The organism is Roseateles sp. (genome assembly GCF_031397715.1).
GTDB lineage: Bacteria > Pseudomonadota > Gammaproteobacteria > Burkholderiales > Burkholderiaceae_C > Paucibacter_A.
In genome coordinates this window covers 1-10,286 of the sequence record NZ_JANNMI010000312.1, presented here as the reverse complement: position 1 = coordinate 10,286, position 10,286 = coordinate 1, and the positions used below count along the sequence as shown (strand labels likewise).

Here is a 10,286-nt window from a genome sequence, read left to right as displayed (position 1 = left end):
AGGCCGGCGCGTCGCTGCCCCAGTCCGAGCCCTACAGCGATGTTTGGGTGCAGGGCGTCATCGACGCGCTGTGCGATCTGTCCAGCAAAGACGCCTTGACCGGCTTGGTCAACCGGCGCAGTTTCGAGATGGCCCTGGCCCGCGAGGTCGACCGGGTGGCCCGCTCGGGTGAATCGGCCCTGCTGCTGGCGGTTGACATTGACCACTTCAAGGCCGTCAACGACACCTACGGCCATGCGGCCGGCGACTTGGTCATCAAGGCCGTGGCCAATGCCTTGAATCAGGTGGTGCGGCCGATGGACACGGTGGCCCGCGTCGGCGGTGAGGAATTCGGCATCGTGCTGCCCAAATGCGCGTCCAGCTTCGGCGCCATGGTGGCCGAACGTTTGCGTGAGCGGGTTTCAGAGTTGCGCGTCGAGGTCGCCTCGGGGCAGATTTTGGCGGTAACGATCAGCTTGGGCGGTGCATTTGCGCCGCAGTGGGTGCGGTCGTCATCGCTGCTCTGGATGGAGCGCGCCGATCGCCAGCTTTACCGTGCCAAGGCCGAGGGACGAAATCGTGCTTGCCTTGAAACCCAAATTGAATCCTTGGTCAGTGCCGAGGAAAAGGGCATGTTGTTTGCAGTAACGCAACAGGACAGCGAATGATTACGACGACAACAGACCCTGCTGCTATCAGCCCAAGCGCCTTTTCGCCGGGGTCCTCCCGCCCCGTCACGGGCCGCGGCGGCGCCCGCACGCTGGCCGTGACCAGCGGCAAAGGCGGCGTTGGCAAGACCTTTGTGACCGCCAATTTGGCCGCGGCCTTGGCCATGCGGGGCCAGAAAGTGCTGGTGCTGGACGCCGATCTGGGCCTGGCCAATTTGGATGTGGTGCTGAACTTGCATCCCAAGCTGACGCTGCACGATGTGTTCACCGAGAAGGCGACCTTGGAGCAGGCGATTTTGCCGGCCCCTTGTGGCTTCTCGGTCTTGCTGGCTGGCTCGGGCATGGTCGAGTATTCGCGTCTGACGCCCGATGTGCGTGACAAGCTGCTGCATATTCTTGAGCTGGTCAAACCGCGCTTTGACTGGGTGTTGCTGGACACCGGCGCCGGGATTTCGGACGTCGTGTTGTTCTCCATTTCGATGGCGGCCGATGTGCTGGTGGTGGCCACGCCGGAGCCCACGTCCCTGACCGATGCCTATGCCACCATCAAGGTGCTGGCCACGCAGCAAGGCCGGCGCGAGGTCGGTTTGCTGGTCAACCAGGCCAACCGGGTTGGTGAAGGCAAGCTGATTTGCGGCCAGTTGCAACAAGTCTTGCAACGCTTTGTCGGCTTACAGCCCGGGCATTCCTTCAAGCTGGAATTGATGGGTGAGGTCAAGAGCGATCAGGCGGTGCGCCAAGCCGTGCTCAAGCGTCAGCTGGTGCTTGAGCATTACCCCGGCAGCGACGCTGCGCAGGCCATCAAGGCCCTGGCGAACAAACTGCTGGCCTGAGACTACTCTGGCCTAAGCCGGCCGCCATTTTGGTCGACCGCTTAGGCCACGTGTTTAGGCCACGTGTTCAGGCCACGTGTTGAAGCAGGACCATCAACGCGCCGCTGCCGCCGTCGCTGGCACGCGCCTGCACAAAGCCCAGCACCTGCTGCTTTTGCACCAGCCAGCGCCGCACGCGTGCCTTCAAGACCGGTTCGCGGCCGGGTGAGCCATGGCCCTTGCCATGCACCACGCGCACGCAGCGCAAGCCCCGGCGGGCGCAGTCCTGCACAAAGGTGCCCAGCGCCTCGCGAGCTTGGTCGGTGCGCAGGCCATGTAAATCAAGCTGGGCCTGCAAGCTCCAATGGCCGCGGCGCAACTTGCGCAGCACTTCCTGGCTGATTTCGGGCCGCCGAAAGGACAGGCTGTCGTCGGTCTCCAGCAGCGACTCCACGTCGAAATCATCCGATAAGGCCTGCTGCATGACCAGGCGTTCATCGGCCGCGCGTTGCAGTGGTTCGGTCGACGGCAGGATCCGGTGCAACGCTGCATGCGTCTGCACCGGCAAGGGCGTGATGGCGCCAACGCTGAGTTCGAACAAGCGCCACTCCTGATCCGCCGCCAGCAGCGCAGCGGCCAGCCGTGCGGCCTGCTCTTCGGCCGCCTGGCGGCGCTGCGCCAGCTCACGCTGAAACAATTTGAGCTCTTGCAGGCTGTGCAGGGTTGGGGTGGCTGGCGGCTTCACATCAGCCCCCGTTCGGCCATTGAAATCACCTCGCCCGCGCCGACCACCAGATGGTCAAGCACGCGCATATCGACCAAGGCCAGCGCCGACTTCAGGGTCTGGGTCAGCAACTCGTCCGAGCGCGATGGTTCGGCCACGCCCGACGGGTGGTTATGCGTCAAGATCACGGCAGCAGCCCCCAACTCCAGCCCGCGCTTGACGATTTCTCTGGGATAGACCGAGGTTTGCGTGAGGCTGCCGCGAAACATTTCCTCCATCGCGATCAGCCGGTGCTGGGCATCCAAAAACATCACCGCGAAGACTTCATGCGGCAGGCCGGCCAGCTTGAGGCGGATGTATTGCTTGACAGCGTCGGGTGCGTCGAACACCGGGCGCTGCGCCAATTCTTGCAGCAGTGAGCGGCGGGCGATCTCCAGCACGGCCGCGATTTCAGCCCGTTTGGCCGGCCCCAAACCCTTGACGGCTCCCAGGTCTGCCACACTCGCGTGCAGCAATCCATGCCAGCCACCGAACTGATCAAGCAGGTTTTGCGCCAGCTGCAGCACCGGTGTGCCGGCCATGCCGGTGCGCAGCAGAAGCGCCAGCAGCTCGGCGTCGGCAAGCGCTTGCGGGCCGCGCGCGAGCAGTTTTTCGCGCGGCCTAGCGTCGGGGGGGAGGTCGGTCAGAGGCATGAGAAAACGGCAATTCGGTGGGTTTGTTGCGGGGCGTCTGCGCGGGTCGCGCGTGCACAGGCCCTAAAATCCATTCAGTCTAGTCACCATTGTCCCCATGAATCTCATCCAAGCCGGATCCTTTTTGACCTTGCACTACCGTTTGGCCGGTCCAAACGGCAGCGATGTGATCAATACCTTTGCCGACAAACCCGCCACGCTGTCGCTGGGCAGCGGGCAGTTGTCGCCCGCCATCGAGGCCCGGCTGATCGGCTTGGCCGAGGGCGTGCGCATGCAAATCGAGCTGGCGCCGGGCGAAGCCTTTGGTGAGCACAACCCGCAGCTGCTGCAGCGCGTCAAGCTGAGTCTGTTGCATGAGCTGGGTGACCCGGACGAGCAGTACAGCGTCGGCGACGTGATTCAGTTCCCGACCCCTGACGGCCAGGGCAGCTACGCCGGCAGCGTGCGCGAAATCGGCCCCGGTTGGCTGCTGTTCGACTTCAACCATCCGCTGGCGGGCCAGCCGGTCAGCTTTGAAGTCCATGTGATCGGGGTGCTGTGAAATGAGCGACGCCTTGTTGTCAAACCCGCAAGAAGTCTTGCTGGCCGAACCGCGCGGCTTTTGCGCCGGTGTAGACCGCGCGATCGAAATCGTCGAGCGCGCGCTGGTGAAGTTTGGCTCGCCGATCTATGTGCGCCATGAAATCGTGCACAACACCTATGTGGTCAACGATCTGAAGTCGCGCGGCGCCATCTTCATCGAAGACCTGGCCGAGGTGCCGCCCGGTGCCACCCTGGTATTCAGCGCTCACGGGGTCAGCCAGGCGGTGCGCGCCGAAGCGGCCGAGCGTGGTTTTCAGGTCTTTGATGCCACCTGCCCCTTGGTCACCAAGGTGCATGTGGAAGTGGCCAAGCTGCACCGCGAGGGCTATGAGTTCATCATGATCGGCCACAAGGGCCACCCCGAGGTCGAGGGCACCATGGGCCAGCTCAGCGAGGGCATTTATCTGGTGGAAGAGGCGAGCGATGTGGCCCATGTGCGCGTCAAAGACCCGAGTAAGCTGGCGGTGGTGACGCAAACCACACTCAGCGTTGACGATGCGGCCGCGATCTTGCTGGCGGTGAAAAAGCATTTCCCGCAGGTGCGCGAACCGAAGAAGCAAGACATCTGCTACGCCACGCAAAACCGCCAGGATGCGGTCAAGGTCTTGGCGCCGCAGGTGGATGTGGTGATCGTGGTCGGCAGCCCGACCAGTTCCAACAGCAACCGGCTCGCCGAGCTGGCCCAGCGCCTGGGCACACCCGGCTACATGGTCGATGCGGCCGATGATCTCAAGCCCGAATGGCTGGAGGGCCGCGCCCGTGTCGGCCTGACCGCCGGCGCGTCGGCGCCCGATGTGCTGGTGCAAGCCGTCATCCAGCGCCTGCGCGAGCTGGGCGCCACCACGGTGCGCAGCCTGCCTGGCGTGGAGGAGCATGTGCGCTTCCCACTGCCCAAGGGCCTGGGCGACAAGTCGATGGCTGACCTCAGCAGCTCGCGATCCTGAACTTTGCGCCCTCTGCTTTGATGCGGCGCCGGACATAGGCGCCGTTTTGCATTCATAGAATCACGACCCAACAAGGAACCCATATGCTGGACATTACCCTGCTGCGCAAGGACCTCGACGCTGTCGTGGCGCGCCTGAGCACCCGCAAGAACCCGCAAGCGTTCCTGGACATTGAGCGTTATGTGGCGCTGGAAACCGAGCGCAAGGGCGCGCAAATGCGCACCGAAGAACTGCAAAGCCGCCGCAACGCGCTGTCCAAACAAATTGGCATGTTGAAGGGCAAGGGCGAAGACGCCTCGGCGCAGATGCTCGAAGTGGCCGGCATTGCCGAAGGCTTGAAGGCCGGCGCCGAGCGGCTCGACGCTATCCAGCAAGAACTAGGCACCATGCTGATGAGCGTGCCCAATCTGCCGCACGAGAGCGTGCCGGTGGGGACCGATGAGGCCGGCAATGTGGAAGTGCGCCGTTGGGGCACCGCCCGCGTGTTCGATTTCGAGCTGCGCGATCACGTCGACATTGGTGCAGCGCTGGGACTTGACTTCGATACCGCGGCCAAGCTCAGCGGCTCGCGTTTCAGCTTTTTGCGCGGCAAGATGGCCAAGCTGCACCGTGCTTTGGCGCAGTTCATGCTTGACACGCAGACCGAAGAGCATGGCTACACCGAGTGCTACACGCCCTATATCGTCAATCGCGAGGTGCTCGAAGGTACCGGGCAATTGCCTAAGTTCAAGGAAGACATGTTCTGGGTCTTGCGCGGTGGCGATGATGAAGCCGAGGAGCAGTACCTGATCTCCACCGCCGAGATTTCGCTGACCAACTCGGTGCGCGAGCAACTCCTTGACGCAGCTGACTTGCCCATCAAGCTGACCGCACACAGCCCTTGCTTCCGCTCCGAAGCGGGCAGTGCCGGGCGCGACACCCGCGGTCTGATCCGCCAGCACCAGTTCGACAAGGTCGAGATGGTGCAGATCGTGCATCCGGATAAGAGCTATGAAGCACTGGAAGAGATGGTCGGCCATGCCGAGGCCATTTTGCAGAAGTTGGAACTGCCTTACCGCGTGCTAACGCTGTGTACCGGCGACATGGGCTTTGGTTCAACCAAGACCTATGACCTCGAAGTCTGGGTGCCGGCGCAGGGCGTGTTCCGCGAAATCAGCTCGTGCTCCAACTGCGAAGCCTTCCAGTCACGCCGCATGCAGACGCGTTTCAAGAATGCGCAGGGCAAGAACGAACTCGTGCACACCTTGAACGGCTCCGGCCTGGCGGTGGGCCGCACCTTGGTCGCCGTGCTGGAGAACTATCAAAACGCCGACGGCAGCATCACCGTGCCGGCGGTCTTGCGGCCCTATATGGGTGGCCTGGAAATTCTGAGCGCCTGAGCAAAAAAGACAGCGCTTTTAAAGGCCGGCTGAAAGTTCAGCTATAATAGTAGGCTTACTCGCGAACAAACCACCGCGAGCGCCCAAATTACCGGAGAGGTGGCAGAGTGGTTGAATGTACCTGACTCGAAATCAGGCGGGCGGAAACGCCTCGGGGGTTCGAATCCCCCCCTCTCCTCCAATAAAGAAAGAGCCCCAAAGCGAAAGCTTCGGGGCTTTTTTCTTTTTAAATCAATAAGTTAGCATTGTTCTTGTTGAGGTCTAGCTTGGCTGTTTGTCAGAATTCCTGACCTATTGCGCCGAACTTACTTGCTCGCCCGGTGAAATTTCGGTGAAATGCACTCATGACGAAATCAACCAAAAGGCCGAAGCGTGGTGTCCAGGTCCTCAAGCGAGCCGAAGGCCCTGTGTATCGAGTACAAGTTATCCGCCGCGGGCGAACGCTGCTCGACGAGACCTTCCAGACTCATTCCGATGCGAATGATGCGAGGGATATGGCCGTGGCAGCTGCAGCTGCAGCGCGGGGCATAGATTGGGCATTGGCGGGCGTTGACGTCGCAAAAATGACTCTGGAACGTGCTTTTTCAATCATGCTGGAGGAGCACTCTGTCTGTGAAGTCACGCACTACAACGATGGTCTGAGAGTTGGCCGCCTGCTATCGTATTTTCCGCAAGGCATCAAGGTAGGGGAACTATCTGGAGCGCATCTTCGTCAGTTGTCGAAGGATTGGCTGAGGCCGAAAAAAAGATGTGCTGGCAAAGATGACGGCGGCCGAGCGTAAAGAGGCGCTTTCCGGTCGAGTGGGTGATAGCAGCGTGCGGCAGTATTTGGCCGTTATCAGCAAGACCTATCGAATTTTGCAAAAGTCGCGGGACTATAACGGACCAAATCCGGCCAAAAATGTTGTTTGGCCGGCGGTGGATCGGGCTTTGAATCACGAAGAGCGCTATATCCCTGACGACGTGCTGGCAAATTTGCTTCGAACCGCTAGGCGGTTGGAATCTGAGGGCTGGACGTCGACCGTTGGGAAATACGGCAGCCCTAGACGATTCATGCTGAAACCGGGGTCTACCACCTTATTCGGTTTTTTGGCAGTTGCGGGAACTCGATTGAGTGAGGCGCAGCGGATAACGGTCCGTGGGGCTCAAGAGCAGTTTCTGTCAATTAATATTACAAAAAACGGAAATAGTCGAACTATTCCTCGCCTTCCGGCAATCACGCGGGTGCTGGAAAGGCGATTGGAGGAAATGCGTGATTACGTGCAATCGGACTATAGACTTTGGCATGAAGTTGATTCTCCAAATACTAAAATGGATACACGTCAGGCATGGAATGTATTAATGAAAGAAATGGATATAAATTATCGCCTGCACGATCTCAGGCACACCGCTGTGTCGAATTTATTCTTGAAAACTGACCTCCGCGATCAGGAAATTATGCTGATAACGGGTCATCTGTCACCTTCGGTCATGGCTCGTTATGCGCATTTGCGCTCGGCAAAACTGGCCGAACGTTGTAAAGATGTTGGTTTAGGATTGGAGTTTTAAATGAACGACGAGCTTCTAAAGATAGCAGTTTGGCAACCGGCGTGAACAGTGCCGAGCACAGCTCCCAATTCAAATAATAGGACTACGTCCGTGCATTTGTGAAGTCGGAGTCTGACGGACTAACCGCAGGCCGAGACCCCAGTTTCGGCGCGCAGCGCGTAGTACCCCCGTCTTGGGCTGGCGCCAACGCGGTGGACGGCATTTGGTTTGTTGCTCTTGTCCTTAATTTCGACATCCAGAAGGGGCGAAAAGAGTCGACTTTCAATTGAAAGTCAATTCGTTTAGACAAAAAAATTCCCATGATCTACATGGGCATTTACTTTTGCTAATGGCGGAAACTGTGAGAAAAAAACTCACTTCCATCAAAGCCCAGTAAATTCGGGTGTTCTAGAGGTTTCTTGGGATCGATTTTGTCATACCTTCTTGGCATAGTCAAACGGGCCCCAGCCGGGCCAAGATGGCTGGAAAATTCGAGGCCCAGTTTTTCACAATTCGAGTTCCGGTCGCAACAACTGTTGGCGCCGACCCACAGCTGAGCAGCCTCGCCGACATTTGAGTAAGCCAGTGTTTGCGACAAGATCATCCGCGGCCATGCAGGTTTGCGATCTATATGCATGGTTCACCAGATCGTCGGCACCGACGCGCAAAGTGGCTCAAATTCGCCTCGGCGCCAACACTGTTTCGAGTTAACTTCGAGCGTGCGCGGGGTGAAGCTGCGGTGTTTATTCAAGGGCGGCGGGTTGGGAGAAAAATTAATCTTCCCAACCAAATTTCACCGACAGACATTAAGTTTAACGGAGCCGCCGTCTGAGTGCAGTGACTTGTTATCATGTTATTTTCTAGACATAATTTTTGCGGCGGCAACACCCAAGCATTCTTCGAATGTAATTCCACCTTTTTTCTCCTTCTCTAAACAATATTTACCAACATCGAACTTAGGGTTTGTAGCATCTATATCACCGTATGCTCCATACGCCGTCGACTCTCTAGGGGTGTAAGGTTCAGATGATTGTGGTGGTGATGGTAGTGGCGATGGCGTTGGCGTTGGCGTTGGCGTTGGCGATATTGCTTCAGTCATGCCAGTTGGCGTTATCAAGGAATGCTTTTCGGTCTCTGTTGTTGAAGTAATTGCGGCAAGCGCAAAGAATCCAATTGCTGATAACCCAGCAGCCACGCCAATAAACCTGACAAAAAACTTCTGCTTTAATTTCAGCTCATTTTTTCTTATTAATTCCTCACGTTTCTTGAGCGCTTTTTCCAGCTCCTTTAGCTCCGCTTCTTTCTTGTATACCCAGCTTTCCATTTTCCTCTGCTGGTTTTCATCATGTTCCCTTTTGAGGGACGCTGCTTTTTCAATTATTTCATCTTTCTTTTTGCCAACCTCGTCAAGATAGCCCGCCGCTTTTCCTTTTAAATCATTAATCATGCTCATCTATTAGCATCCTAAGAGGTATAATTGTGTTGCCAGATAAATTGGTTTCTCAAATTCAAGTGACCCGACTCTTGCTGAGTAAAGGGGGGGCTACGCTCTGTGGAACCGAAATACATAATCGTTTCCATTCAGTTCAGCTACCTCACCGATTAAGTCATCTCTGATGAAGAAATCCTTGTTCTTTATCTCGCTGGCGTCTTCACCCGCTTGCACTCGATTAGCTTCTGTAGTCTTGACGATTACGAGACGAACTTTTGCCTTTGTGAGAAACGCTTGAGCCAAATTCCTTCGGAATTCGTCGTTTCCGTGCCCTGACCATCTATTTAATGAATCTGCGAACTCCATTGTTCCGGGCTCGCTCTTGCGATAATGGTGATCCCAGATGCTAACAACTAGAGATCCATCAGGGAGCCAAGCGGAAACTGACCATTGCTGATTCTTGAGCTTTGCGCCATAGCTTGCGAAAGCCGCTGTGATTCCGAGTTTGGCCATTTGGGGTTGCTCGCTCTGACAGGTAACGTAGAAAAAACTTATTCCGCCGCCTCAAGAGAACGACTGTCCGCCTCGAATGAAATCGCATCCACCATCTTGGGTAGTGAGGTCTAGTGGCAATGCGAACTAATTCGAGTGCATGAATGTGTGCAGATTATGTACTGCCGTCGCGTCCTTTTTCTATGGGCAAGTCCACGGGACAGGCGGCTTTGACCCAGTTCGAATAATTCTGCCCCGGCCGAGCATTATGAGAACGCAAATGTCAGCAGTTGCCATTTTTCTGACCGAATCCGAAAGCCAATGTTGATCGTCGGCAACGGGCACTTTTCAGTCCCCGTTGCGGGACATGCTGGGTTTGTATTGCTAATCCTGGTAAGTGACTGCTGCAGTAGTCACTTTTCGTTTTTTGAGCTTACTTATTGACGAAGTGACTACCGCACTAGTCACTTTCACCGCTCAACTAGCATTCAACTTTCAACCGTTGAAACCTGCTGCTGTCCGTCCTTGCAGAGCCATGCGTGTCGCATCGAAAACCCTAGTGGCCGTCGATGCTCTGCTCGAAAAAACTGGCGCACTCAAATTTCGGCGCGTTGGCTCAGCTCAGAGTTGGCGCCAACAGATACTCGGCGACGCGCGAGCTATTTGTCAAGCGGTCCCCAGTTTCAGCGCAACGTTATCAACTGCGGCATCGCGTCAGCGCCGCTCCAAATGATTGCGTTCTGCTCCCACTTTGTGCCCAGCGTCTTGGCGGCTTCCAAAGTCAAGCCAAAGATCAGATAGCTCACCTCACCGGGGTGCTGGTTCGACGGATGCTGGCCAATCCCCTCGACGCTGGCGAGGCTCCGCGTGCGAAGCTCTGCGGCCAGATCCAAATTGCGCTGGGTGTTGACGCCGTGTTGGCGCCGACCGAATATTGAGCCACTTTTAGGGGTTGTGCCGACCCAAAATTGAGCCAGGTGTTTCACCTACTCTGCTGCTTTTTTAAGCGGCGGGGTGCAAGGAGTGATCACCATGGACATGATTGGCAAGATCCG

At 57.3% G+C, this 10,286-nt stretch carries 12 protein-coding genes and 1 tRNA gene; 8 read left to right on the top strand and 5 right to left on the bottom strand.

Annotated features, from left to right (window positions below; all coding sequences use genetic code 11):
• Together RMO57_RS13575 and RMO57_RS13570 are read left to right on the top strand one after the other, a co-directional pair.
• A partial coding sequence (locus RMO57_RS13575; protein ID WP_414896427.1) for a GGDEF domain-containing protein occupies window positions 1-647 on the top strand: 647 nt, incomplete at its 5' end.
• Window positions 644-1,480 carry a MinD/ParA family protein gene (locus tag RMO57_RS13570; protein WP_310387434.1) on the top strand — a complete coding sequence of 279 codons (837 nt, stop codon included), beginning with the start codon at window positions 644-646 and terminating at the stop codon, window positions 1,478-1,480. The genes RMO57_RS13575 and RMO57_RS13570, both read left to right, overlap by 4 nt.
• A 67-nt stretch (window positions 1,481-1,547) precedes the next feature.
• On the opposite strand, the gene RMO57_RS13565 is transcribed toward RMO57_RS13570, so the two are convergent.
• Window positions 1,548-2,204: a Smr/MutS family protein gene (locus tag RMO57_RS13565; protein ID WP_310387432.1), complete on the bottom strand. Its 657-nt coding sequence runs from the start codon at window positions 2,202-2,204 to the stop codon at window positions 1,548-1,550.
• A complete protein-coding gene (radC, locus tag RMO57_RS13560) occupies window positions 2,201-2,875 on the bottom strand; it encodes a RadC family protein (RefSeq protein ID WP_310387430.1) in 675 nt (224 codons plus the stop codon). The genes RMO57_RS13565 and radC overlap by 4 nt, the downstream gene beginning before the upstream one ends.
• Before the next feature lie 97 nt (window positions 2,876-2,972).
• Between radC and RMO57_RS13555 the strand changes: the two genes are divergently transcribed.
• The 6 genes from RMO57_RS13555 to RMO57_RS13530 all read left to right on the top strand — a co-directional run bounded on the left by RMO57_RS13555 (window position 2,973) and on the right by RMO57_RS13530 (window position 7,328).
• Window positions 2,973-3,416 carry an FKBP-type peptidyl-prolyl cis-trans isomerase gene (locus RMO57_RS13555; RefSeq protein ID WP_310387428.1) on the top strand — a complete coding sequence of 148 codons (444 nt, stop codon included), beginning with the start codon at window positions 2,973-2,975 and terminating at the stop codon, window positions 3,414-3,416.
• Window position 3,417: 1 nt separating this feature from the next.
• Window positions 3,418-4,401, top strand: a complete 984-nt coding sequence (gene ispH / locus RMO57_RS13550; protein ID WP_310387426.1) for a 4-hydroxy-3-methylbut-2-enyl diphosphate reductase — start codon at window positions 3,418-3,420, stop codon at window positions 4,399-4,401.
• 83 nt (window positions 4,402-4,484) lie between these two features.
• Window positions 4,485-5,780, top strand: coding sequence for a serine--tRNA ligase (gene serS / locus RMO57_RS13545; RefSeq protein WP_310387424.1), 1,296 nt, complete (start codon window positions 4,485-4,487; stop codon window positions 5,778-5,780).
• Between the two features lie 93 nt (window positions 5,781-5,873).
• Window positions 5,874-5,961, top strand: a tRNA-Ser gene (locus RMO57_RS13540).
• A 163-nt stretch (window positions 5,962-6,124) separates the two neighbouring features.
• Window positions 6,125-6,562, top strand: a complete 438-nt coding sequence (locus RMO57_RS13535) for a hypothetical protein (protein WP_310387421.1) — start codon at window positions 6,125-6,127, stop codon at window positions 6,560-6,562.
• Window positions 6,531-7,328, top strand: coding sequence for a tyrosine-type recombinase/integrase (locus tag RMO57_RS13530; RefSeq protein WP_310387419.1), 798 nt, complete (start codon window positions 6,531-6,533; stop codon window positions 7,326-7,328). The genes RMO57_RS13535 and RMO57_RS13530 overlap by 32 nt, the downstream gene beginning before the upstream one ends.
• An 832-nt stretch (window positions 7,329-8,160) precedes the next feature.
• Here RMO57_RS13530 and RMO57_RS13525 read toward each other — a convergent pair.
• The 3 genes from RMO57_RS13525 to RMO57_RS13515 all read right to left on the bottom strand — a co-directional run bounded on the left by RMO57_RS13525 (window position 8,161) and on the right by RMO57_RS13515 (window position 10,217).
• Window positions 8,161-8,760: a hypothetical protein gene (locus tag RMO57_RS13525; protein WP_310387417.1), complete on the bottom strand. Its 600-nt coding sequence runs from the start codon at window positions 8,758-8,760 to the stop codon at window positions 8,161-8,163.
• 90 nt (window positions 8,761-8,850) lie between these two features.
• The gene (locus RMO57_RS13520) at window positions 8,851-9,252 is read right to left on the bottom strand and encodes a hypothetical protein (protein ID WP_310387416.1); all 402 of its coding nucleotides are present in this window, start codon (window positions 9,250-9,252) and stop codon (window positions 8,851-8,853) included.
• 662 nt (window positions 9,253-9,914) lie between these two features.
• A complete protein-coding gene (locus RMO57_RS13515; protein ID WP_310387414.1) occupies window positions 9,915-10,217 on the bottom strand; it encodes a DUF3293 domain-containing protein in 303 nt (100 codons plus the stop codon).
• Window positions 10,218-10,286: the final 69 nt, after the last annotated feature.